We start from the raw sequence: 24,254 nt of genomic DNA on the forward strand, positions 1-24,254 counted from the left end.
TTGGTGAAAACATGATAGAAACAGATATTTTAGTAGTAGGAGCAGGACCATCAGGATCTCTTGCAGCAAAAGAAGCAGCACTTAAAGGAGCTAATGTTTTATTAATCGATAGAAAATCTGAGATAGGATCACCAAAAAGATGTGCTGAGGGAGTTTCAAAAGAAGGTCTTAAAGAGCTTGGTATTAAACCTGATAAAAGATGGATCGCACGTGAACTTGACGGTGTAAGACTTGTATCTCCAAACAATACAAGTGTATGGCTTGATACATCAACAATACCAATTCCAGAAGCAGGATATATTCTTGAAAGAAAAGTATTTGATAAACATATGGCTATGGATGCAGCACGTGCTGGTGCAAAAATTATGATAAAAACAAATGCAACATCACTTAAACGTGTAGATGATGGATTTATACTTAAAGCAGAACGTATGGGAAAAGAAATTGAAATTCATGCAAACATTATCATAGCAGCAGATGGACCTGAATCAAGAATTGGTCGTATGGCAGGACTTAAATGCAGTACACCTGCAGAACACATGGAATCCTGTGTACAATTTGAAATGGCAGGACTTGAAATGGAAAATAACCGTGACATTGCATTATTCTTTGGAAGTGCAGCACCTGGTGGATATGTATGGATCTTCCCTAAAGGAGATGATGTTGCAAATGTAGGTATTGGTGTTCTTAAATCAAAAACAGATAAAAGTGCACTTGAACACTTAGTTGAATTTATAGAAAACTCACCTGAAACTAAAAATGCACAAGCAGTAGAAATGAATGTTGGTGGAGATCCTGTTGCTGGTGTAATGGAAGATAGAACAGGAGATAACATTCTTGTTGTTGGAGATGCAGCAGGATTTGTAAATCCACTTACAGGTGGAGGAATTAACTCAGCACTTGAATCTGGTGTATATGCAGGAATTGTAGCAGCAGATGCAGTTGAAAGAAAAGATTATTCAAAAGCAAGCTTTGATGAATATCTTAAATTAACAGATGAAAATATTGCTAAAAACTACAGAAAATATGATGCTGCTAAAAAATACTTACTTTCACTTGAAGATAGTGAACTTGATGAAATTGCAGAAGCATTTGCAAATGAAGAATTTACAGAAGTTACACCAAAATCACTTCTTAAAAAATTAGTTAAAATCTCTCCTAAAGCTTTACTAAAACTTGGTAAAATATTCTAGATAAAAGGGATTTAATAATTTTTCACCACCACTTTACTACTTTTTTTTATTAAGAAGAGTGAAATTTTTTTATATATTTAAATAAATTTTTAGGGAAAATAAAACTATGAAACATGCAAAAATACCATGTATAACAGAACTTTCATTACAACGTCCAGAAGTAATAAGATGGCAAGAACGTATGGCTCTTCTTGAACCATTTAGTGATACTATTGTACTTCTACCATGTAGTATGAAAAAACCTTATTCTCAGTCAAAATCACATACACTTTATAGAAAATATACTAAAGGATTACAGGAACTTATTGTAACATCACCATTTGGTATATGTCCAAGAGAGATGGAAAAAACTTATCCAATCCAGTCATATGATGCATCAACTACTGGTGATTGGTCTGATGAGGAAATTAAGATGACAGCACGTTGTCTTAAAGAATATGTTAAAGATCATAAAGTTATTGCACACTTATCTGGCGGATATCGTCAGGCTTGCCAGGAAGCTCTTGGTGATGACAATGTTGTTTACACAGCAGAAGATGGAAATTTAAGATCTAATGAATCACTTGCTAATCTTAAAGCTGAAGTTAAAAAGGCTGATAAAGTATCATATAAAAATCATAGAATTCATGATTTAAGATCTATTGCAAGATACCAGTTTAATAGTACTGATGCTGATGCTCTTATTGCAGATAATACTACTACACGTGGAAGATTTAATACTCAGATTTTAAATGGTAAAGAACAAATTGCAACACTTCACTTTGAAACAGGACTTTATACACTTAATATGGCTGGTGGTGAAATTCTCAATGAACATGAAATAAATCGTGTATTTATTGACTTTGAACTTCAATCTAACACACTTTTCACACCAGGTATTGATGATGCTGACAGTAACATTATTCCTAATGATGAGGTTGTTATTGTATATAAAGATCAAGTTGTTGGTGTAGGTAAAGCTATGATGAGTGGGGATGAACTTGCTAATGCTACAAAAGGTGTTGGTGTTAAAATTAGACATCAAATTAAACAGTAGTATAGTAATGTTTTAATATATATGAAAAATAGATATTGATTTAATAGAATTTATATATTGATTGTTATAGAATTAATAATTGAGGAAATTAAAATGGCAGATGAAATAAAAAATACAATTCAAGATAAAATCGCAAAAATAGCAGACCCTCATATGGGTGTAAGTATAGTTGAAATGGGAATCGTACGTGAAATTGAAGTAGATGAAGAAAAAAAATACGCAAAAATCACACTATCACCTACAAACCCAGGTTGTATGAGTATTGCAAACATTGCAATGGCAGCAAGACTTGAAGCTGAAAAAGTTGAAGGTATTGACAAAGCTGAAGTTAATGTTATTGACCATATGATGTCTGATACTATCAATGATATGGTTAACAAAGAATAAGTATGAAGTTTTTGATGTTATTTACATCATTAACTTTTTTTTATTAAAACATAACCGTAAAGTATATATACTATGAACAAATAATATAATAATAGTTCTTATTTCAAGACATACAAGGGCGCGTGGCTCAGCTTGGTTAGCGCGCACGGCTGATAACCGTGAGGTCCTGGGTTCGAATCCCAGCGTGCCCACTTGAAATAAACTTCTTTTTAAAATCCATGTTTAGAAATAAACATTTTTATTTGTATTAGGGCGCGTGGCTCAGCTTGGTTAGCGCGCACGGCTGATAACCGTGAGGTCCTGGGTTCGAATCCCAGCGTGCCCATTTAAAATAAACTTCTTTTAATAAATAATTTTCTAAAAATTTTATAAACTATTTTACTAAATTTAACATATTATATACTAATTTAGGCGTCTTTTTTTAATTTAAAATATTATCTAAGAAAAATTAGCTCATATAAAAAGAATATGGGTGGGGAAAAAGGTTATTTTATCTATTCATTTTCAAGTTCTGTGAGTAATTCATTCCATGTATTTAATGTTTCTTTTGCTGCTTCTTCTGTTAATACTTCAATTGCATATCCTGAATGAATTAATACATAACTTCCAATATCTGCATCTACGAGGTCAAGTTTTGCTTCCTGTTTTACTCCACCAAAGTCACAAGTTGCTACGTTATTGTTATCTATTTCTAAAATTTTTGCAGGTGCTGCTATACACATTATATCTTCCTCCTAATTTAAAATTTAAAAAACATAGATTATATTTTTAATTTTTTTCACTCAAATAATTTAGAAATTTATTTTTTCATTTATACTCTATATTATTATTTTTGTATTATTTAAATTATATTATTAAATCATTATGAATTATATTTTCAACAAAAAGATATGTATAAAAAATTATATAAAAAAAACTTTATATATAATAAAAGTTTAATATTATTTATTGATTAAAAAGTTACAAATTACTTCAAATAATATTAATTAGAAAAGGTTTTAAAATTATCTCTTTTATTTTAAGTACACTCATAAAGACGTAAATTTAATAAAATCTTAGCAAATTAATTTATATAAAGTGATTAAATGATAAAGAATATTAAAGAAATAATCAATAAAGATTTAAGAGCTATGTTTAAAAACCCCGTAGTTACGGTTGTTCTTATAGCTTTAATTATTCTTCCATCATTATATTCAATTGTAAACATCTACAGTTGTTGGGATCCATATGAAGATACAGATAATATGGAATTTATCATAGTAAACAACGATAATCCAGTAACTGTAAATGGTACAACATATGATTATGGAAGTAAGGTAGTATCTTCACTGCAAGAGAATGATAAGTTTAATTGGATCTATAAAGATGAAGATGAAGCACGAGATCTGATTAAAAATGGAAGTAATTATGCTGCCATTATAATTCCTGCAGGTTTCACAGAAGATATTTTATCTGTTCAATCTGGAAATCCACAACAGGCAACAATACAATATATTACAAACGATAAAACAAGTCCTGTAGCACCAAAAATAACATCTAATGCTGCAAACAAAGTTAACAATGAAATTAGTGATTCAATAATGGAACAGTATGCAATGCAGAATTATCAACCTGTAGTTGCACAACAAGCTGCAGCAGCACAGATGGCACAAAGTTCAGCAGCACAATCTGCTAATCAGACCACAGCAAATGCTCAGGCAAATGCACAGATGGCAAACCAGACAGCTTCAGCTCAGATGGCAAATCAAAGCACTGCTGCTCAAGCTACAAACCAAAGTATTAGTAATGCTCAAAGTTATTTCCACTCACCAACAGTGTTAAGTAACTACAGCTACTATGAAGCTGACAATTATGGTCAACAAGTTACACCATTTTACACAGCTCTTGCTCTTTGGGTAGGTTGTATTATTCTTATTGCTCTTCTTTCAACAACAGCTGGAAAAGATGAAGAAAAATACAGACCTGTTGAAGTATATCTTGGAAAATTAGGATTATTTGCAATCATGAATATATTACAAACTGTTGTAATGTTTATTGCACTTAATTTACTTGGAGTAACAATGGTTGATCCTACTATGACATTTATTTCAATGTTCATTATAGGTTTATCATTTATGATATTAACATATACACTTGTTTCCTTATTTGGAAATGTTGGAAAAGCTATTGCAATTATTATTCTTGTATTCCAAATTTCAGGTACAAATGGTATTTATCCAATTCAAATTATGGCACCAGCACTTCAATCACTTATGCCATTTTTACCAATGACATATGCTATTGCTATGCTTAAAGATGCAATCTTTGGTATTATTTGGCCATCATTTATTGGTAATGTAACATGTTTACTTATATTCCCAATTGCTGCAATCATATTAGGTTTCATAGCAAAAGAAAAACTTGATAAGAATTGTAAATATGCAAATAAAAAACTTGAAGAAAGTGACATATTCCAATAATAAAAAAAAGGGGATTTTAAAAAGAGGAGTGGAGATTTAATATCTTCATTTTTTTTTCTTTTATTTTAATTCTTTTTTTTAACTAATTTTTTTTTATTAATTTAATAATAATTTATTTTTAATTAACTATTTTTTTCTTAGTATAATGATACTTTTGACACTCCATCTATTTTTATTAGGTGATTTATTAGTTTTCCTTCTACTGGTTTGTCTGTTATTATCATTATGTGTGGTATTGGATCTATTTCTGGATCACTTACATATGCTTGTCTTATACTTACTTTTTCATCTGCTAGTATTTTTGTTACCTCACTTAGTATTCCTGATTTTTTTCCTTGTCCTTCTATTTCTATTACTCCAAGTCTTAATTCTGATGCTATGTTTGATAATAGTGGTCCTGATGGTTTTAGGTTTTGGAATATATTTTGTAGCTGTTCATCGTTTTGTATGTTTTTTATTGTTGATACTACTACTCGTCTGTCTGTTTTTAGTGTTTTTGCTAGTGATGATACGTTTATTTCTACATCATCACAGTATATTTTATCATTTTCTACTTTTAATCCTAGTTGAAGTAGTTTTTTTACTACTTTTTGTTGGGATGGGTATTTGTCGAATTTTTCTATTAGTTTTGCCCACATAAGTCTTTTTCCTTTTATTTAGTTATTTTTCATAATTTCGTTTATTGTTATTATATTATGTTTATTGTTATTATATTATGTTTAATGTTTAATATATATTATTAATGTATAAATTTATACACTAAAGTTTTATATACTACATTAATGTAAATATATTAAATAGACACAAAAAATGAGATGATAAAAAATGAATAAGAGTGAATGTTTTTGGCAACCTTAAAAGCCTAATTAAAAAACCAACAACAAAAAAGATCGCAATAGACGATCCATTTAAATTATTTAAAAACTTATACTACAACTACAAAGATACATTCTTACTTGAATCAAAACAAGACGATGAAGAACTTGCAAGATACTCAATAATAGGATTTAATCCAGTAGCAAAAATAAAAGCACACAACCACATCATAACAATAACAACAGATGATGGAGAATATGAATATGAAACAGAAAATCCATTCATAGACATAAAACCACTACTAAATAACGACTTCCAAGAATCAGGATTTAGAGGAGGACTACTTGGATATGTTTCATATGAATCAATAAAATACTTCGAAGATGTCACAACCTATGAAAGTATCTATCCAGACTTTGAATTTGGACTATTTCTAGACTGTATAGTATATGATAACATCAACAAAACCTGTGAATACACAACACTAAAAGATGACAGATCAGAACTAATACTAAAAATCTATGAACAACAACATACCAATGGAATTTTAGAATACAAACTCATAGATGAAGACTTCCAGAAAATGGAATATGAAAATGCAGTAAATGATACAAAAAACTCATAGAAGAAGGAGAAATCTTCCAATGTGTACTATCAAATCCACAAAACCTAGTACTAAAAGGAAGCAAACTACCATTCTATGAACATCTACGAAAAATCAACCCATCACCATACATGTATCACATAAAACTCAACCAACGTGAAATAATAGGATCAAGTCCAGAGATGCTAATGCGTGTAGAAAACCAGAAAGTAGAATCATATCCAATAGCAGGATCAAGACCAAGAGGATGTGATGAAAAACAAGACAAACAACTTGAAGATGACCTACTATCTGATGAAAAAGAATTAGCAGAACACTTAATGCTAGTAGATCTTGCACGAAATGACATAGGAAAAATAAGTCAAATGCAAAGTGTACAACTAGAAGAATTCTACCAAATCCGTAAATTTTCACACATACAACACATAGTATCACATGTAACAGGAAAACTAAAAGATGAATACGATGCAGTAGATGCATTCATGTCACTATTTCCGGCAGGAACACTTAGTGGAGCTCCAAAAATAAGAGCAATGGAAATCATCAACAAATCAGAAAAAACAGCAAGAGGACCATATGGTGGAGCTGTAGGATACTTCTCACTAAATGGAAATGCAGACTTTGCAATAACAATAAGAACACTAACAACATACAATGAAAAAGCAGAAATCCAGGCAGGAGCAGGAATAGTCTATGACTCAGTAGCAGAAAATGAATACATAGAAACAAGAAACAAGATGAAAGCATTAATTGAAGCATTAAAACAATCAGCAGATGAGGTGATGTAGAATGATACTAATAATAGACAACTACGACTCATTTACATACAACCTATATCAGTTAGTTGGAAAATATACAGATGACATCAAAGTAATACGTAACGATAAAACAACAATTAATGAAATAGAAAAACTTAACCCAACACACATAATAATATCACCAGGACCAGGAAATCCAGAAAATGAGGAAGACTTTGGAATATGTCATGAAATACTAGATGAATTTAAAATGACACCAATACTTGGAGTATGTCTTGGACACCAGGGAATATATTCACACTATGGTGGATGTATACATAAACTAAAACCTGTACATGGAAAAAAAGATACAATAATTCATGATGAATCAAAACTATTTAAAGATATACCAGATGAATTTGAAGTAGTACGATACCATTCACTAGTATGTGAAAAAGAAAACATACCAGATGACATAAAAGTAACAAGCTACAACAAAGATGGAATAATCATGGCAATAGAACATGTGAAATATCCAACATATGGAATACAATTCCATCCAGAATCAATATCAAGTAGCTATGGTGATGAAATAATAAGAAACTTCCTAGATATAAAATAGAGGAGGATTGTTATATAATGACTGTTGTAAGTGAAATTGTAAAAAATAAGAAAATACAAGTTGCAAAAGATAAAGAAAAAAAATCATCAAATATAATAAAAAAAATTGCAACAGATATTGCATCAACAAGATCAGAAAATTTCAGATTCCAGGAAAAACTTAAAGATAAAACATCAACCAAACTCATATCTGAATTTAAACCAGCAAGTCCATCAAAAGGAGATATAAGTTCACTATCAATTGAAAATGTAATTGGAATCTATGATGAATATGATGCTGATATGATATCAATCCTAACTGAGGAAAGCTTCTTTAAAGGAAGTATTGATAATCTTTCACGTGCTGTAGGACTTACAGATAAACCAATACTTAGAAAAGATTTCTTTATTGATGAATACATGATATATCAAGCTGTAGCACATGGAGCATCAGCAGTACTTCTAATTAATGGAGTATGTCCTGACATGGAAGGATATCTTAACTTATGTGCAGATCTAGGAGTTGATGCTATAGTTGAATGTCATACAAAACAGGACTTAGATGATGTTATAGATTTAGATCCAAAAATTATAGGAGTAAATAATCGTAACTTTACAGATTTAAGTATTGATCTTAACACAACAAAACAACTTGCAAAGTATATTCCAAACTACATGATATCAGAAAGTGGAGTAAGATCAACAGATGATGCAAAACTTCTTAAAAGCTATGGAGCAGATGCACTTCTAATTGGAACAGCAATTCTTGAAAGTAATAGTGAAGATAAAATTGGTAGATTTATAAAACAATTAAAAGAAACACTGAAAAATTAAATAATGAAAAAAAAATGGAAAAATAAATAATAATAATTGGAGTATTGATAATATGACTCTTGAGGTAAAAGTATGTGGAATAACACGAAGTAATGATATTGAAAAGATTCAAAAACTAGATGTTGACCATATAGGCTTTATAAATATTGAAAGATCAAAAAGAAACGTAACACTTGATGAAATATGTTCTCTTAAATATGACTTAATTGATAAAACAATGGCAGTACTTGTTGTTGAACCAGAAAATCCATATGAGGCAATAATGAAAACAAGTTTTACAAAAATAGGAAATATACAACTACATTCACTTAACTGTTCAGATCTTAAATTTATCTCATGGTTTAATCAATACTACAGTCCTAATGGACTAAATATTACAAAAGTTGTACCAATAACTGGAAAACTTACAGATGCAAAGATACATGAAATTGTTAACACATCACTATGTGCAAATAACATCCTATTTGACTATGAAAAAGATGGACTTAGTGGTGGAACAAACACACAAATTCCAATAGATACAGCAGTAAAGGCATCAAAACTTGTTAAGCAAAACTATCCAACAACAAAAACCACACTTGCAGGTGGAATAAATCTAGAATATCTTGAAGAGATTTATGATAAACTACACTACTTTGATAGAATTGATATTAACAGTGGAGTAGAAGATGCTCCAGGATGTAAAAATATAGGCGAAATTAAAAAGATTTTAAAACTAACAAATGAATTTAACAACTAAAAATAAAACTACACTACTTAAAAAAAAATAATTTAAACAATTAAAAATAATTAAATGAGATGATTAGAAAATGATGCAAAAGGGAAAATTTGGTAAATATGGTGGAGTATTTGTACCAGAACTATTAATACCAGCAATTGAAGAATTAGAGCAAGCATACTATGAATGTATAAATAACAAGGAATTTCTTGAAGAATACAATGAATATCTACGTGAATTTGCAGGAAGACCAACAGGACTATACTATGCAGCAAACCTCTCTGAACAACTAGGATGTAAAATATACCTAAAACGTGAAGATATGCTTCATACAGGAGCACATAAAATTAACAACACAATAGGTCAAGGACTTCTTGCAAAATACATGGGAAAAACAAAACTTATTGCAGAAACAGGAGCAGGACAGCATGGAATTGCAACAGCTGTAATTGGTGCAAAACTTGGACTTGATGTTAAAATCTACATGGGATCAAAAGATGTAGAACGTCAAAAACTTAATGTGTTCCGTATGGAATTATCAGGAGCAGAAGTTGTACCTGTAGATATTGGATCAAAAACACTAAAAGATTCAATTAATGAAGCATTCCGTGACTGGGTTGCAAATCTTGACACAACACACTACCTTATAGGTACAACAATGGGACCACATCCATATCCATCAATGGTAAAATTCTTCCAAAGTGTAATAGGAACAGAAGCAAGAGAACAAATACTAGAAATTGAAGGCAAACTTCCAGATACAGTAATTGCATGTGTTGGTGGAGGAAGTAACTCAATGGGAATCTTCAGTGGATTTGTTGATGATGAAGATGTAGAACTTATAGGTGTTGAAGCAGGTGGTGTGAGTGTTGAAACTGATGAAAATGGTGCAACACTAACAAAAGGACGTGATGGAATACTTCATGGATCACTATCAATTGTACTTCAAGATGAAGAAGGTCAAATACAGGATACCTCAAGTGTATCTGCAGGACTTGACTATCCAGGAGTAGGACCTGAACATGCATATCTTAAAACATCAGGACGTGCAAAATATGTACCTATAACAAATGATGAAGCACTAGATGCATTCCAACTATTATGTCAGACAGAAGGAATTATACCAGCACTTGAAAGTTCACATGCTGTAGCATATGCAGTAAAATATTCAAAAATGCCAGAAAATAAGGGTAAAACAATCATTGTAAACCTTTCAGGACGTGGAGATAAAGACATGTTTACAGTAGCAAAAGAATTAGGGGTGGAAATATGAGCATGAAGAGTTATTCTCAACTATTTAAAGAAGCAAAAGAAAATAATGAAGGAGTATTTATACCATTTTTAGTAACAGGAGATCCTGACTATGAAACATCAATGGAAATTGCAAAAATACTATGTGATAATGGAGCAGATGCTCTTGAAATAGGATTTCCATACTCAGATCCTGTAGCAGATGGACCAAGTGTACAAAATGCTGATCTTCGTGCATTTAAAAGTGGAATGAATGTTAAAAAATCACTTAAATTCCTCGAAGAATTACGTGAATATACAGATAAACCATTTGGACTTCTAATGTATTACAATCTCATATATCAGTATGGTATTGATGAATTCTATAAAAAACTTAGTGAAATAGGAGTAAATGCTGTACTTGTTGCTGATCTTCCACCAGAAGAAGCAGATGATGTACTTAATGCATCAGAAAAATATGGAATTGAACAGATCTTTATTGTATCACAAAAAACAACAAATGACAGACTTAAATATATCACAGAAATTGTTGGAGGATTCATATATGTTGCATCTGTAATGGGAACAACAGGTGCACGTAGTAGTGTTGAAAGTAATACAACAGATCTTATACGTAGAATCCGTGAACATACAGATGTACCACTATGTGTTGGATTTGGAATTTCAAAAGCAGAACACATAAAAGAAGTACTAGATAGTGGAGCAGATGGTGCAATTATTGGAAGTGCACTTATTAACATAATTGAAGAAAATCTTGAAAATAAAGATGTAATGTATTCAAAAATTAGTGATTATATATATGAAATGAAACAAGCAACAAAAAAAGATGATTAACATGATTCATGACATACTAGATGATATTATTGAACAAAAACGTGACCTTACATATGATGAATCATATGAATGTATGAACGACCTTATTGGTGGAGAATATCCTGATAGTGTAGTTGCAGCATTTCTCACAGCAATGAGAATTAAAGGAGAAATCATTGATGAAATTACAGGACTTACCCAGTCAATGCGTGATCATGCACTACAAATTGACTATGACCCTGCAGATGGAGAATATCTAGTTGAAAGTTGTGGTACAGGTGGAGATACACTTAAAACATTTAATGTAAGTACAACAGCATCAATTATTGCATCAGCAGCTGGTGCTAAAATATCAAAACATGGAAATCGTAGTGTAAGTAGTAAGTTTGGAGGAGCAGATGCACTTGAAGCACTTGGTGTAAACCTTGAATTAACACCAGATGAGGTTGCAAATTCTATTGAAAAATGTAACTTTGCATTTATCTTTGCTCCAATTTATCATAGTGCAACAAAAAATGTTATGCAGATAAGACAACAACTTAAAACCAGAACAATATTCAACCTACTAGGTCCTATCTCATGTCCTAGTCATGTAACAGCAAGAATTACAGGTGTATATGATCCTGATGTTGTTGAAGATATTGCAAAAGTATCAATGAATCTTGGAGTTAAACGTGGAATGATAGTTCACGGATTTGATGCTGATGGTAATCCTGCAATGGATGAAATATCAAATGTTGGAAAGACAAAAGTTGCATTTATCAATGATGGTAAGATAGATGTTAAATATATTACACCAGAGGATTTTGGACTTGAATATTCAGATGCAGAAGATATCACAGCTCCTGATAGTGCTGATGAACACCTAGAAATTATTAAAAATATTATATCAAATAAAGTTGAAACAAAAAGTGATAAGGCACGTATGGATCTTGCTCTTATGAATGCTGCAGCAATATTATATGTTGCAGATAAGGTTGATTCACTCAAAGAAGGTGTTAGTGTTGCACGTCGTTGTATTGAGGATGGATCTGCACAAAAACAACTTGAATTAATTGTTAAATATTCAAATTGCTAAAAACTTAACCACCACCTTTTAATTTATCATCTCACATAACCCCCATCATCTCATTTATCACCACCCCTCTTCTTTTCATTTATTTTTTTAGAGTATCATTTTTTATATTAATGTTAATATATTCAATAATTAATTATTAAATAAAAAAATGTGAATTGATTTTTTATGGTAAAAATTGTTATTATAGGAGCAGGACCTGCTGGACGATTTGCATCAATGTATGCAGCAGAAGCTGGTGCTGATGTTACTCTTATTGAAAAAAGTCATATTGCTGGTAAATGTTTAAATCAGGCATGTATGGTTGTATGTGCATTTAATGATGTTGCACGTCACATACAAGATAGTCGTAATCTTAATGATCTTGGAATTATTAAATCAGATGTTGAAGTTGACTTTGAAATGATTACAAAACAGATAAAAGAGTCACAAAAAAAGATTCGTAAAATTTCAGAACAAGAAACTACACTTTGTGGTGTTGACTATGTACGTGGTGTTGCAGAAGTTGATGCTGAAAATAAGGTTGTAATTGTAAATGATGATGATGAATATGAATATGATAAACTTCTAATTTGTACAGGATCAAATCCACATATTCCAAATATTAAGGGAGCTGAAAATGCCTTCACATATAAGGATGTTTTAAAACTTAAAGAAGTTCCTGATGACTTAGTTATTATTGGTGGTGGAAGTACTGCTGCTGAATATGCAAATATCTTCTCAACCTTTGGAAGTAATGTTAATGTATTATGTAGAAGTCAGTTCCTTAAAATGCTAAATGACTCTGAAGCTGAGGAATATATTGTATCTAACTTGCTTAAAAATACATTGATACATGAAAATGTAGAAATAAAAGAAATTACAGATAGCTCAGTTATTACAAACTTTGGAGAAATCAAAGGTAAATGTATGCTTGCAACAGGAGTAGTTGCAAACTCATCAATTGTAGATGGAATTGTAGAACTTGATGAAAATAAAAACATAATAGTCGACAGATACATGCAAACATCAAATGAAGACATCTATGCAGCAGGTGATGTAATAGGTGGAATACTATCAACACCAGTATCAAGAATGGAGTCAATAACAGCAATACGAAATATACTAGGTGAAAAAGTAGAACCAGACTATTCAATGGTACCTATGACAGTATCACTAGGATATGATGTAAGCTACCTGCTAGGATATGACATATCAGATGTAGGAACTAAAGTAAAACTTCCAGGATCAGCAGGACCAGGAAGCTTCTGGAATCTACTAAATGGAAAAACAGGATATACAAAAGAAATAATAGATGATGATGGAAAAATAACAGATATACTCTCAATAAGTCCAACATCAAACGTTGCACTACCATACATGGTAAAAGCAATAAAAGATGGAATAAAAGCAGATGACTTTGAAAACTTCATAGAAATCCATCCAACAACAGACATAATAGAAAAACTAGCAGAGTATTCAAAAAGATACTCCTAGATGATCTACACTAGATAATATGTGAAAAGAATCATCGACACAAGCACATAAACAGTGTGGAAATAGTGTGGTTGTTGATGTTTTACAATATATTTTAAAAGAAGTTATTGATAATTGTTTATTATAAAAAAAAGTTTATACTTTATATAATATAACTAATAAACACATTAGAAAAACAAAACTTATAGAAAGGTGAATAAATATGGAAATCTATCAAATGTGGATAGTTGCATTTATTCTCACATTAATCTTAACAATAGTATTTACAGTGCTATTTTCTAAGATTAAAGGAAATTTATTTGAAGAAATACGTGGTGGAATTCCAAAAGCTGTAGGTATTGCACCGTTTATTGTAATGGTATTGTTTTTCCCAGCACCATATAATTATCTTATAGCAATTATTGGTATTGCTGGATTTATAGATGATTTAGTTGGACGTAGAAAACTTGGATCATACATGGAGGTAGGTCAGTTCTTCCGTGGAATTGGTATGCTTATTGTTATGATCTATGGTTATTATATTATGGGTCCTGTTGCAATTCTTGTAACTTTAATGGTTCAAATATTAAATATTGCAGATATGCAGCCAGGTACAGCATGTATGACAGTTGTTATTATGTCTATTATTTCAACTATAATTCTTGCATTTTTGGGATCACATGCATATTATGTTCCATTACTTCTTCTATTAATTTGTCTTGGATATATGTCACAGGACTATTCTGGATATATTATGCTTGGAGAAGTTGGAAATCATTCATTTGCAGTAGCATTAGGTATCTGTTTTGCTTTAGTTTCAGCAGCAGTTACAAAAACAGTTGCACCTCATGCATTCTATCCTGTTGAATTCTTAATAATGCTTGTATTATTCTTATTTACAGCAATACTTATTGCAGAATTAAGAGAAGATACACTTAAGTATTATCTTGAAAACTATCTACACATAAAAGATCCTACATATGGTGATTATGTAATGGATGTTCTAACAGGTGGAGGTCTTGGTGATCTTATACGTATGTTAGTATTAGATGATGCACAGTATGAAATTAAAAATAAAACTCTTATTAGTCTTGGTATGAGACGTCTTGTCTATAATCCTGTGAGAGTTAAAAAGAAAGCTAAAAAGGTTTCACTTAACAAGAAGGATTCACTAGGATATGATGAGGAAGGATTTCTTTAAATGAATAAATTCATGCATCAAAATTTAACCACCCCACAAATTTCTTTTTTTATTTTTTTTATTTAGATGATTAAATATTGTATTTTTAAAAATTTTATTAGTTAAAAAAAGAGTAAAATTTAGGAAATAAACTAAATTATGTTATTCCTGTTATTTTATTTAAATATGGTATTTTATTAAGAATTAAAAGCATTACACTACATAGTAGTATTGTTATAATTGTAAAGATTGGAACATTAATAAATGGTGATACTGCTACATTATAGAATCCAAATTTGAAAAATAGATTTATTAGCAGTATGTTTGATAGATATATTCCAAAGCTTAATATACTAAGATATGTTGCAAGTTTTGTTATACTACTTTCAAATCTTCCAAATACCTTTGTATAGTCCATATTTTTCAGTATTATAAACATTCCTGTTGCCTGCAATGCTGAATTTAGTGTTAAATCTCCTAGTTTTATAAATGTATAATTATTTGATCCTGCAAAATATGATGTTAGTATAAATCCAAGTAGTGTAATTACAACACCAAGTAAGTATAGTAGTAATCCTACTCTTGGACTTCTAAGGTAGACATTTTTTGTATTATGCAGGTAGTGTCCTAGTATGAAATATCCTACAAATCCCATGAAACAGTTAAGATATTCAACTAATATAAATCTAAATTCCACCATACTAATTATAATTAAGGCAAACCAGATTGCAAGGAAGTATCTTATTTCACTTCTTTTTGCATGTTCTACCCATGTTGATATAATTGGAGATACCAGATATACTCCAACTATCATGTATACAAACCAGAACTGTACAGATAGTATTGTAGGATCAGCAAGTGCTGTGATAAGTAGATTTAATGTGTTGCTTATTGAAAGCATATAACTTATTCCATGAACTTTCACCATCTTAACTATGAAATAAATTATAAACCAGAAAAGATATGGAAGCAGTACTCGCTTCAGACGTCGGGGTAGATCTTCTACTGTTTGTTTTTTACGCAGAAGAAGTACTCCTGATGCCATTACAAATAGTATAATACTAAATCTTACAAACGATTCAACAGCAACACCTTGTATCCATATTGGACTTAGAAATTGTGTTTCTGTAAGATATTTTGATGAAAGATGTATTATTATAACACCTATAATTCCTAATGCTTTTAGATAATCAACATAAACAATTCTCTTCATAAAATCATTGAATAAATTTTTAATATAATCAAATAAATTCTAATATAACTATGCTAATTGAGTGTTATATTAAAATTAAAGCGATTAAATTACATTAATTTTATTTATATAAAAAAATATATTTAAATCTATTTATTTACCCATAAAAGAAATTAGATAAAACCTACATTAAATATCTAATAGTTAAGTTATAAATTAATTAAAATAGAATAATTAGAAAGAGTTAGAATGAAAAAATCATAATTAAAATATAGAATTTTTTTAGAAATAATAAGGTGGTGGTGAGGGGAAAATTTGTAAATTCTATGTCCATCCATATGGATTAAATTCACTTGGTGGCATATACATTATCTCTGCATATCCCTGTTTTAGAAGTTCTTGGTTGAGATTTTGACCATCTACATATACAACACCTAAGATACGATCATATTTATCATAATGTTTTTGATCATCTACATCTACTGTTACTTCTTTATTAAGACATTTACTTTTTACAAATTCTTTAGCTTCCTTATATCCATCTTCTCCACGTTCTGGTGTATTTACACATACAAATCTTATTCTTCCAACACCTTGAACATCTATTGTATCTCCATCTATAACTTTTGTACATACTCCTGTTACATTTGATCCATCAATATTTACTGTTGTTGCTGGATAGTTTTTTGTATTTGCCTGCCATGCACTTACACATAGAAGTGAACTTAAAGCAATTATAAGAACAACTATTGCTACTGGTAGTTTCATAGATTTCTTCATACGCTTTCACCCCCTGTTTTTTAGTTGTTTTTTTTAGTATTAAATTCACTTTATTTTATACTATTAATTATATTTAATAAAAAACATATATTTATAATAATTTTTAATTTAAAAATAAAAATAAAACATTTTTTTGGAGGAATTTTTTGATATTAATTGTAGGTGGAGCAGGATATATAGGATCCCACACAAATAAAGCATTAAATGAAGCAGGATATGAAACAGTTGTACTTGACAACTTAAGTTATGGACATGAAGAATCAATTAAATGGGGAGAGTTTTGTAAATGTGACCTTGCAAATATTGATGATGTAGATGAAGTATTTAATAAATACGACATTACAGCAGTAATGCATTTTTCATCATTCATAGATGTGGGAGAATCAGTAACAAACCCAGAAAAATACTACACAAACAACGTAGTAAATACAATGAACCTACTTCATGTAATGCTAAAACATAATGTTAAAAAATTTATATTCTCATCAACATGTGCAACATATGGAGTACCACAAAAAATACCACTAGTTGAAGATCATCCACAAAATCCAATAAATCCATATGGAATGACAAAACTAATGGTAGAAAAAATACTAAAAGACTACGACAATGCATATGGACTAAAATCTGTAATACTAAGATATTTCAATGCATCAGGAGCAGATGAATCAGGCGAAATTGGTGAATGGCACAACCCTGAAACACACCTAATACCATTAATACTAGATGCAGCAATAGGAAAAAGAGAAGATATTAAAATCTTTGGAACAGACTATGACACAGAAGATGGAACATGTATTCGTGACTACATCCATGTAACAGATCTTGCAGATGCACACATCAGAGCACTAAAATACCTAGAAGATGAAAATACAAGTAATGAATTTAACCTAGGAAATGGTGTAGGATTTTCAGTACGCCAAGTTATAGAATCTGCTAAGAAAGTAACAGGACGTGACTTTAAAGTTGAAGAAACAAAAAGACGTCCAGGAGATCCAGCAGTATTAATTGGAAGTTCAAAAAAGGCAAAAGATACACTAGGCTGGAATCCACAATATACAGATATTGATGACATTATAAAAACAGCATGGATTTGGCATCAAAAACTAAATAAATAAGGAAATAGGAAATATGACAAACACAGTATGTGCTGTAGTTGTAACATACAATAGAAAACAATTACTACTAAAATGTCTAGATTCACTAATAAATCAGAAACTAAAGCCTGATGCAATCTACATAGTAGATAATAATTCAACAGATAACACAGAATCTGATCTTAAAGATGCAGGATACATCACAAAACTACCACAAAAAAACAATACTACAGAAATAATTGAAAACAGTGTAAATGATATAAAGATAAAATACATCCACTTACCTGAAAATATAGGAGGAGCAGGTGGATTTTATGAAGGCATAAAAGCTGCACATGAAGATAACTATGACTGGGTATGGATAATGGATGATGATGCATTTCCAACACATGAATGTCTAAGCAAGCTAAGTGCATACTATGATAGTGATGCTGTAGCACTTGCAAGTCTAAAAGTTGACCTGGATGATAACATACTCTATCATCACAGAGGATATTTTAACTTTAGTCATGGACTTCCAGTTCAAAGACATATTACAGATGAAGATCTTAAAGATGATGTAGTTGACATTGACATGGTATCATTTGTAGGACTTCTTGTAAGATCAGATGCAATAAGCAAGATTGGCTATCCAAAACGTGAATTCTTCATACATTCAGACGACCTTGAATACTGTATACGACTTCGCCAGGTAGGAAAGATAAAACTAATACGTGATAGTATAATTAAACATGCAGAAGGTAGTGTGAAGGGAACATATGCAAAGACAAAGTTTCACATAACAGCACAAAGAAGACCATATGATAAACTATGGATTAACTACTTTATGCAACGAAATCTTATATGGCTTGGATGTAAATATTCAGAAAATAAGCTTTCATTATATACAACAATTATTAAAAACTTCATACTAACAGTAGGTGGAATCATAGTATTTGATGATCACAAATACAGACGTATAAAATTCTTTGCAAATGCATACCTTGACGGCTTAAGAGCAAACTTTGACAATAGCAAGCCTAAAAAAATACTATATGAATAAGTATATAATGTTAAATTTTTTATATGTATTTCAATATAATATAAAATTAGAAAAAAAAATTATATGAGGGGAGCTTATCATGGGAGTGAAGTTTAAAGACATAACTAATCCTGATACAATAGAAATGCGAGAACTAGATGGTAAAATATTAACAGTAGATGCATCAAATCTAATCTATAAATTTCTCACAACAATGAGACAAGGTGATGGATCACCACTAAGAGATTTGAATGGAAACATAACATCACATCTTAATGGAATAATGTTTCAAACATCAACACTAATTGACTTAAATATTAAACCAATCTATGTATTTGATGGAAAAGCCCCAATACTAAAGAAGAAAACACAACAAGAAAGAATTGAAGTTAAAAAAGAATCAGAGGCAAAGTATCTCAAGGCAAAAGAAGTTGGAGATACAGAAAAAGCAAGAAAATATGCAGCACGTACAGCACAACTAACACATGAAATTCTTGAATCATCAAAGAAACTTCTTGAACTTATGGGAGTACCATATGTTGAGTCAATAACAGAAGGAGAAGCACAAGCAGCATACATGGCAAAAAGATCAGATGCATGGGCAGTAGTATCACAAGACTATGACTGTTTACTCTTTGGTGCACCACGTGTTATTCGAAACTTCCGCTTAACTAAAAGTAACTATGAAATGGAAATTATTTCACTACAAAAAACACTTGATGAACTTAAATTAACACAACAAGAACTTGTAGATGCAGCAATACTTGTAGGTACAGACTTCAATGAAGGATGTTATGGAGTAGGAGCTAAAACTGCAATAAAACTTATTCATGAGTATAAAAATGTTGAAAATGTATTGAAAAATACAAAATATAGTATGGATGATAGTAATGTTGATGAAATTCGTGAAATATTCCTAAATCCACAAATTCAAGAATACTATGATACAACATTTAAAAAGCCTAAAAAAGATGAACTTATGGATTTCCTATGTGGAGATCATGACTTTGATGAGGTACGTACAGAACATGCAATTGCAAAAATCCAAAATAAGTGTGCTCAGACAAATCTAGAACAATGGTTCTAGAACACTCTCTCCCTTTTTTTACTATTTTTACTAACTACTATTTTTTAGAAATTATTACAACTATTTTTTTTATTTTTTTGAATTTAAATTTAAAAAAAAGAAAAAGAAAATAATATGGGGTGGTGATAGAATTATCTGTACTTAATTTATCGTCTTATGTTCCTACATCCCAACTATTCATGTATACTTTCTGATCATCTGATAATTCATCAATTTCAACATTCATAGTTTGAAGTTTTAATCTTGCAATTTCCATATCTGTTGAATCTGCTGTTTTATATACACCAGGTTCCATGTCTTCTTCAACTAAGCGTCTTGCAGATAATGCTTGCATAGCAAAACTAAGATCCATAATTTCAGCTGGATGTCCTTGTCCATGTTCTCCTGCAAGATTTACAAGTCTTCCACCAGCAAGGAGGTAGATTTCACGTCCATCTTCCATTGTGAATGCTTCAATATCAGGTTTAAGTTGTTCACGTGCTACACATTGTGCTGCAAGATCGTTTTCATTAACTTCTACATTGAAGTGTCCACTGTTTGCAAGCATACATCCATCTTTTACGTATTTAAAGTCGTCACCTGAGATGATGTCTTTGTTTCCTGTTGCTGTAATTACAAGATCTGCTTCTTTAAGTGCATTTTGTACTGTCATTACACGGTATCCATCCATTTTAGCTTCAAGTGCTCTTATTGGATCTACTTCTGTTACAATAACATTTGCACCAAGACCGTCTGCACGCATTGCAATTCCACGTCCACACCATCCATATCCACATACTACTACTGTTTGTCCAGCAATAACTGTGTTTGTTGTTCCCATGATTGAATCAAATGTGGATTGTCCTGTACCATATCTGTTATCAAATAAGTATTTCATGTATGAATCATTTACAGCCATTACAGGCATTTTAAGAGCGTTGTCATTGAACATTGCTTTTAATCTGTGAATACCTGTGGTTGTTTCTTCACATCCACCTCTTAGTTTTTCAAGAAGTTCTGGTCTTTCTTTATGAATTAAAAATATTAAATCTGCACCATCATCAATAACTATGTCTGGTTCATAGTCTAATACTTTATTTAGTTGTTCATAATATTCTTCATTTGTTTCACCAGTCCAACCATACATGTTAAGACCCATTTTTGCTCCTGCTGCTGTTGCATCATCTTGTGTTGATAGAGGATTACATCCTGTCATTACAACTTCAGCTCCTCCTGCTTGGAGTGTTAAACCGAGGTTTATTGTTTTAGGTTCAAGGTGAAGACATGATCCTATTGTAATTCCTTCAAATGGTTTTTCTTCCATGAATTGTTTTTTGATTGTTTCAAGTACAGGCATGTGTTTTTGTACCCATTTAATCTTTTTTTCTCCTTGTGGAGCTAAGTTAATATCTTTAATATCATATGCCATATTTATTACCTTTATAATTTTTTTATAATTTTATATTAAATTGTATATAATGTATAGTTTTTATTTTTTAGGGATATTATGGGCATTTTATTAAATAAATTATGTTCATATTTCAAAAAAAGTAGAGTTTTAATAATTTTCAATAAAAATAGAATTAATTTTTTTTTGTAGGTGATTGATTGAATAGGAAGATGTGCTAAAAATAATAACACATACTTCACAATCCAATACTAGTTTAATTTGATTTATGTTTTCATTTAATAGTCTTATGTTTTTTTTACTTAGTTGTATGATACTGATGATTCTTCTTCATGTTTTGGTTTTACTTTCTCCATTGCTTTTTTAAATGCATCGTTTGTTACAACTTCTGAGTCAAAGTTTTCTCTTAATGTTAACATTACAGCTTCACGACATACAGCTTCAATGTCTGCTCCTACAAATCCATCTGTATCTTGTGCTAGTTGTTTTATGTCTACATCATCTGCTATTGGCATGTCTTTTGTATGTACTTTAAATATTGATTCTCTTGATTTTTCATCAGGTAGTGCTACTTCAACGTGTCTGTCAAATCTTCCTGGTCTTAGTAGTGCAGGGTCTATTATGTCTTCACGGTTTGTTGCTGCTATTACTGATATGTCATGTAATTCTTCCATTCCATCCATTTCTGTTAGGAGTTGGTTTACTACTCTTTGTGTTACTCCATTGTCTGCTCCACTTCCTCTTGCTGATGCAATTGAGTCGATTTCATCGAAGAATATTACTGTTGGTGCTGTTTGTCTTGCTTTTCTGAATACTTCTCTGATTCCTTTTTCTGAATCTCCTACCCATTTAGATAGTAGTTCTGGTCCTTTTACTGATATGAAGTTTGCATTACTTTCATTTGCTACTGCTTTTGCAAGGAGGGTTTTTCCTGTTCCTGGTACTCCTGTTAGTAGTACACCTTTTGGTGGTGTAATTCCGAAGTGTTTGAATTTATTAGGATTTTTTAGTGGCCATTCTATTGCTTCTTGAAGTTCTTGTTTTGCATCCTCAAGTCCTCCTACATCATCCCATGTTACGTTTGGTACTTGTACCATTACTTCTCTGAGTGCTGATGGTTGGATGTCTTTTAGTGCATCTTTGAAGTCTGCATTTTTAAGTACCATTTGTTTTAGTACTTCTTCTGGTACTTCCTGGTCTGTCTGTATATCTGGTAGTACACGTCTTAGTACACGCATTGCTGCTTCTTTACAGAGTGCTTCAAGGTCTGCTCCTACAAATCCATGTGTTACTTCAACTAGGTCATCAAGATTTACTTCATCATCTAGTGGCATGTTTCTTGTGTGTACTTCAAGTATTTCTTTTCGTCCATTTGCATCTGGTACTCCGATTTCTATTTCACGGTCAAATCTTCCAGGTCGTCTTAGTGCTTCATCTATTGCATCAGGGCGGTTTGTTGCTCCTATTACTACTACTTCTCCTCTGCTTTTTAGTCCATCCATGAGTGTTAGTAGTTGTGCAACTATTCTTCTTTCTACATCTCCTGTTACATCTTCACGTTTTGGTGCTATTGCATCTAGTTCATCTATGAAGATTATTGCTGGGCTGTTTTCTTCTGCTTCTTCAAAGAATTCTCTTAGTTGTTCTTCTGATCCTCCCACGTATTTACTCATGATTTCAGGACCATTTATTACGATGAAGTGTGCATTTGTTTCATTTGCCACAGCTTTTGCAAGGAGTGTTTTACCTGTTCCAGGTGGTCCATGGAGTAGTACTCCTTTTGGTGCTGATATTCCTAGTTGTTTGAATAGTTCTGGTCTTTTGAGTGGTATTTCTACCATTTCTCTGATTTTTTTTACTTCATTTTGTAGTCCACCAATATCTTCATATGATACATCAATTAGGTTTTCTACTCCTTCAAATTTTGATGGATCTACTGGTTTTGTTTCCATTTCTATTTCTGTTGCTGGTGTTATTTTTACAGCACCTAGTGGTTTTGTATTTACTACTGCGAGTTTTATTTCACCTATTGATGGTGTTGGCATCATATCTCCAAAGATGTCATCAAACATTGTTGATGGTCTTGGTTGTTGTTTTCTTATTCCTGTTACTATGATGTCACCTTTGTTTACTACACGGTCTGCAAATACGTTTGTTAGATCTCCACGTATTGCAATTTCCTGATCTACTGGTGCGAGTGTTACTTTTTTTGCAGCTTTAATTTGTGGGATTCTTACTGTTACTTCTTCCCCTATTGAGGTTCCTGCATTTTTTCGTATGTAGCTGTCTATTCTTATGATTCCTAGTGTTATATCTGATTTGGATGCAATTACTGTTGCTGTTGTTATTTTGTTTCCTTCTATTTCTATTTTATCTCCATCTTTCAGATTTAACTCTGACATACATTGAGGGTCAAGTCTTGCTACAGATCTTCCAATATCTGCTTGGGAGAAGGCTTCGGCTACTTTTAATTTTAATTCATTTTCCATCCTTATCTCTCCATTAATTTTTTTTATAATAATTTTATGATTG

The 24,254-nt window shown here is 31.2% G+C and carries 23 protein-coding genes and 2 tRNA genes; 19 read left to right on the top strand and 6 right to left on the bottom strand.

Annotated features, from left to right (window positions below):
* Positions 1 to 11 precede the first annotated feature (11 nt).
* The 5 genes from MRZ80_RS03560 (at position 12) to MRZ80_RS03580 (ending at position 2,941) form a co-directional block, all read left to right on the top strand.
* Positions 12 to 1,193, top strand: a complete 1,182-nt coding sequence (locus MRZ80_RS03560) for an NAD(P)/FAD-dependent oxidoreductase (RefSeq protein WP_292536231.1) — start codon at positions 12 to 14, stop codon at positions 1,191 to 1,193.
* 106 nt (positions 1,194 to 1,299) lie between these two features.
* A complete protein-coding gene (locus MRZ80_RS03565; protein ID WP_292536233.1) occupies positions 1,300 to 2,229 on the top strand; it encodes a DUF5591 domain-containing protein in 930 nt (309 codons plus the stop codon).
* 93 nt (positions 2,230 to 2,322) lie between these two features.
* Positions 2,323 to 2,616, top strand: coding sequence for an iron-sulfur cluster assembly protein (locus MRZ80_RS03570; RefSeq protein ID WP_292536235.1), 294 nt, complete (start codon positions 2,323 to 2,325; stop codon positions 2,614 to 2,616).
* A gap of 116 nt (positions 2,617 to 2,732) precedes the next feature.
* Positions 2,733 to 2,807 (top strand) — tRNA-Ile (locus tag MRZ80_RS03575).
* A 59-nt stretch (positions 2,808 to 2,866) separates the two neighbouring features.
* Positions 2,867 to 2,941, top strand: a tRNA-Ile gene (locus MRZ80_RS03580).
* A gap of 169 nt (positions 2,942 to 3,110) precedes the next feature.
* On the opposite strand, the gene MRZ80_RS03585 is transcribed toward MRZ80_RS03580, so the two are convergent.
* The gene (locus tag MRZ80_RS03585; RefSeq protein ID WP_292536237.1) at positions 3,111 to 3,338 is read right to left on the bottom strand and encodes a HypC/HybG/HupF family hydrogenase formation chaperone; all 228 of its coding nucleotides are present in this window, start codon (positions 3,336 to 3,338) and stop codon (positions 3,111 to 3,113) included.
* Between the two features lie 363 nt (positions 3,339 to 3,701).
* Here MRZ80_RS03585 and MRZ80_RS03590 point away from each other — a divergent pair, with 363 nt between their 5' ends.
* Positions 3,702 to 5,075 (top strand): YhgE/Pip family protein, encoded by a 1,374-nt coding sequence (locus MRZ80_RS03590; RefSeq protein WP_292536238.1) that lies wholly within the window; start codon positions 3,702 to 3,704, stop codon positions 5,073 to 5,075.
* A 137-nt stretch (positions 5,076 to 5,212) separates the two neighbouring features.
* Here the strand turns inward: MRZ80_RS03590 and MRZ80_RS03595 are convergent, their stop codons facing one another.
* Complete coding sequence (locus tag MRZ80_RS03595) at positions 5,213 to 5,713, bottom strand: amino acid-binding protein (protein ID WP_292536240.1); 501 nt, start codon at positions 5,711 to 5,713, stop codon at positions 5,213 to 5,215.
* A gap of 197 nt (positions 5,714 to 5,910) precedes the next feature.
* Here MRZ80_RS03595 and MRZ80_RS03600 point away from each other — a divergent pair, with 197 nt between their 5' ends.
* The 10 genes from MRZ80_RS03600 (at position 5,911) to MRZ80_RS03645 (ending at position 15,179) form a co-directional block, all read left to right on the top strand.
* On the top strand, positions 5,911 to 6,516 hold the full coding sequence (locus MRZ80_RS03600) for a hypothetical protein (RefSeq protein ID WP_292536242.1): 606 nt from the start codon (positions 5,911 to 5,913) through the stop codon (positions 6,514 to 6,516).
* A gap of 11 nt (positions 6,517 to 6,527) precedes the next feature.
* On the top strand, positions 6,528 to 7,283 hold the full coding sequence (locus MRZ80_RS03605) for an anthranilate synthase component I family protein (protein ID WP_292536924.1): 756 nt from the start codon (positions 6,528 to 6,530) through the stop codon (positions 7,281 to 7,283).
* A gap of 1 nt (position 7,284) precedes the next feature.
* Positions 7,285 to 7,854, top strand: coding sequence for an aminodeoxychorismate/anthranilate synthase component II (locus MRZ80_RS03610; RefSeq protein ID WP_292536244.1), 570 nt, complete (start codon positions 7,285 to 7,287; stop codon positions 7,852 to 7,854).
* 17 nt (positions 7,855 to 7,871) lie between these two features.
* Positions 7,872 to 8,666 carry an indole-3-glycerol-phosphate synthase gene (locus MRZ80_RS03615; protein WP_292536246.1) on the top strand — a complete coding sequence of 265 codons (795 nt, stop codon included), beginning with the start codon at positions 7,872 to 7,874 and terminating at the stop codon, positions 8,664 to 8,666.
* 52 nt (positions 8,667 to 8,718) lie between these two features.
* Entirely contained in the window at positions 8,719 to 9,405 is a 687-nt protein-coding gene (locus MRZ80_RS03620) for a phosphoribosylanthranilate isomerase (protein WP_292536248.1), read from the top strand.
* 70 nt (positions 9,406 to 9,475) lie between these two features.
* Complete coding sequence (gene trpB, locus MRZ80_RS03625) at positions 9,476 to 10,657, top strand: tryptophan synthase subunit beta (RefSeq protein ID WP_292536250.1); 1,182 nt, start codon at positions 9,476 to 9,478, stop codon at positions 10,655 to 10,657.
* A 2-nt stretch (positions 10,658 to 10,659) separates the two neighbouring features.
* On the top strand, positions 10,660 to 11,469 hold the full coding sequence (gene trpA / locus MRZ80_RS03630; protein ID WP_320786664.1) for a tryptophan synthase subunit alpha: 810 nt from the start codon (positions 10,660 to 10,662) through the stop codon (positions 11,467 to 11,469).
* Between the two features lies 1 nt (position 11,470).
* A complete protein-coding gene (trpD, locus tag MRZ80_RS03635) occupies positions 11,471 to 12,526 on the top strand; it encodes an anthranilate phosphoribosyltransferase (RefSeq protein ID WP_292536254.1) in 1,056 nt (351 codons plus the stop codon).
* Positions 12,527 to 12,691: 165 nt separating this feature from the next.
* Positions 12,692 to 13,999, top strand: coding sequence for an NAD(P)/FAD-dependent oxidoreductase (locus tag MRZ80_RS03640; RefSeq protein ID WP_292536256.1), 1,308 nt, complete (start codon positions 12,692 to 12,694; stop codon positions 13,997 to 13,999).
* Between the two features lie 202 nt (positions 14,000 to 14,201).
* Positions 14,202 to 15,179 (top strand): cell wall biosynthesis protein, encoded by a 978-nt coding sequence (locus tag MRZ80_RS03645; RefSeq protein WP_292536258.1) that lies wholly within the window; start codon positions 14,202 to 14,204, stop codon positions 15,177 to 15,179.
* Positions 15,180 to 15,315: 136 nt separating this feature from the next.
* Here the strand turns inward: MRZ80_RS03645 and MRZ80_RS03650 are convergent, their stop codons facing one another.
* Both MRZ80_RS03650 and MRZ80_RS03655 read right to left on the bottom strand, forming a co-directional pair.
* Positions 15,316 to 16,371, bottom strand: coding sequence for an acyltransferase family protein (locus tag MRZ80_RS03650; protein ID WP_292536260.1), 1,056 nt, complete (start codon positions 16,369 to 16,371; stop codon positions 15,316 to 15,318).
* 303 nt (positions 16,372 to 16,674) lie between these two features.
* On the bottom strand, positions 16,675 to 17,130 hold the full coding sequence (locus MRZ80_RS03655; RefSeq protein ID WP_292536262.1) for a thermonuclease family protein: 456 nt from the start codon (positions 17,128 to 17,130) through the stop codon (positions 16,675 to 16,677).
* 146 nt (positions 17,131 to 17,276) lie between these two features.
* Between MRZ80_RS03655 and galE the strand changes: the two genes are divergently transcribed.
* The 3 genes from galE (at position 17,277) to fen (ending at position 20,335) form a co-directional block, all read left to right on the top strand.
* Entirely contained in the window at positions 17,277 to 18,248 is a 972-nt protein-coding gene (gene galE, locus MRZ80_RS03660) for a UDP-glucose 4-epimerase GalE (protein ID WP_292536264.1), read from the top strand.
* 13 nt (positions 18,249 to 18,261) lie between these two features.
* Positions 18,262 to 19,269: a glycosyltransferase family 2 protein gene (locus MRZ80_RS03665; protein WP_292536266.1), complete on the top strand. Its 1,008-nt coding sequence runs from the start codon at positions 18,262 to 18,264 to the stop codon at positions 19,267 to 19,269.
* Positions 19,270 to 19,348: 79 nt separating this feature from the next.
* Positions 19,349 to 20,335 (top strand): flap endonuclease-1, encoded by a 987-nt coding sequence (gene fen, locus MRZ80_RS03670; protein WP_292536268.1) that lies wholly within the window; start codon positions 19,349 to 19,351, stop codon positions 20,333 to 20,335.
* A gap of 154 nt (positions 20,336 to 20,489) precedes the next feature.
* On the opposite strand, the gene MRZ80_RS03675 is transcribed toward fen, so the two are convergent.
* Together MRZ80_RS03675 and MRZ80_RS03680 are read right to left on the bottom strand one after the other, a co-directional pair.
* A complete protein-coding gene (locus MRZ80_RS03675) occupies positions 20,490 to 21,743 on the bottom strand; it encodes an adenosylhomocysteinase (protein ID WP_292536270.1) in 1,254 nt (417 codons plus the stop codon).
* A gap of 281 nt (positions 21,744 to 22,024) precedes the next feature.
* Positions 22,025 to 24,211 (bottom strand): CDC48 family AAA ATPase, encoded by a 2,187-nt coding sequence (locus tag MRZ80_RS03680; protein ID WP_292536272.1) that lies wholly within the window; start codon positions 24,209 to 24,211, stop codon positions 22,025 to 22,027.
* Positions 24,212 to 24,254: the final 43 nt, after the last annotated feature.

This window comes from Methanosphaera sp., from assembly GCF_022768985.1.
In the GTDB taxonomy this organism is placed as follows: domain Archaea; phylum Methanobacteriota; class Methanobacteria; order Methanobacteriales; family Methanobacteriaceae; genus Methanosphaera.

What these genes read in the sequence shown, in the direction of transcription:
- MRZ80_RS03615 (WP_292536246.1), top strand. Translation starts at nt 7,872, where the DNA reads ATGACTGTTGTAAGTGAAATTGTAAAAAATAAGAAAATACAAGTTGCA.
- trpD (WP_292536254.1), top strand. Translation starts at nt 11,471, where the DNA reads ATGATTCATGACATACTAGATGATATTATTGAACAAAAACGTGACCTT.
- MRZ80_RS03560 (WP_292536231.1), top strand. Translation starts at nt 12, where the DNA reads ATGATAGAAACAGATATTTTAGTAGTAGGAGCAGGACCATCAGGATCT.
- trpA (WP_320786664.1), top strand. Translation starts at nt 10,660, where the DNA reads ATGAAGAGTTATTCTCAACTATTTAAAGAAGCAAAAGAAAATAATGAA.
- MRZ80_RS03570 (WP_292536235.1), top strand. Translation starts at nt 2,323, where the DNA reads ATGGCAGATGAAATAAAAAATACAATTCAAGATAAAATCGCAAAAATA.
- MRZ80_RS03655 (WP_292536262.1), bottom strand. Translation starts at nt 17,130, where the DNA reads ATGAAGAAATCTATGAAACTACCAGTAGCAATAGTTGTTCTTATAATT.
- fen (WP_292536268.1), top strand. Translation starts at nt 19,349, where the DNA reads ATGGGAGTGAAGTTTAAAGACATAACTAATCCTGATACAATAGAAATG.
- MRZ80_RS03645 (WP_292536258.1), top strand. Translation starts at nt 14,202, where the DNA reads ATGGAAATCTATCAAATGTGGATAGTTGCATTTATTCTCACATTAATC.
- trpB (WP_292536250.1), top strand. Translation starts at nt 9,476, where the DNA reads ATGATGCAAAAGGGAAAATTTGGTAAATATGGTGGAGTATTTGTACCA.
- MRZ80_RS03650 (WP_292536260.1), bottom strand. Translation starts at nt 16,371, where the DNA reads ATGAAGAGAATTGTTTATGTTGATTATCTAAAAGCATTAGGAATTATA.
- MRZ80_RS03640 (WP_292536256.1), top strand. Translation starts at nt 12,692, where the DNA reads ATGGTAAAAATTGTTATTATAGGAGCAGGACCTGCTGGACGATTTGCA.
- MRZ80_RS03595 (WP_292536240.1), bottom strand. Translation starts at nt 5,713, where the DNA reads ATGTGGGCAAAACTAATAGAAAAATTCGACAAATACCCATCCCAACAA.
- MRZ80_RS03675 (WP_292536270.1), bottom strand. Translation starts at nt 21,743, where the DNA reads ATGGCATATGATATTAAAGATATTAACTTAGCTCCACAAGGAGAAAAA.
- MRZ80_RS03620 (WP_292536248.1), top strand. Translation starts at nt 8,719, where the DNA reads ATGACTCTTGAGGTAAAAGTATGTGGAATAACACGAAGTAATGATATT.
- MRZ80_RS03565 (WP_292536233.1), top strand. Translation starts at nt 1,300, where the DNA reads ATGAAACATGCAAAAATACCATGTATAACAGAACTTTCATTACAACGT.
- MRZ80_RS03665 (WP_292536266.1), top strand. Translation starts at nt 18,262, where the DNA reads ATGACAAACACAGTATGTGCTGTAGTTGTAACATACAATAGAAAACAA.
- MRZ80_RS03590 (WP_292536238.1), top strand. Translation starts at nt 3,702, where the DNA reads ATGATAAAGAATATTAAAGAAATAATCAATAAAGATTTAAGAGCTATG.
- MRZ80_RS03610 (WP_292536244.1), top strand. Translation starts at nt 7,285, where the DNA reads ATGATACTAATAATAGACAACTACGACTCATTTACATACAACCTATAT.
- MRZ80_RS03585 (WP_292536237.1), bottom strand. Translation starts at nt 3,338, where the DNA reads ATGTGTATAGCAGCACCTGCAAAAATTTTAGAAATAGATAACAATAAC.
- MRZ80_RS03680 (WP_292536272.1), bottom strand. Translation starts at nt 24,211, where the DNA reads ATGGAAAATGAATTAAAATTAAAAGTAGCCGAAGCCTTCTCCCAAGCA.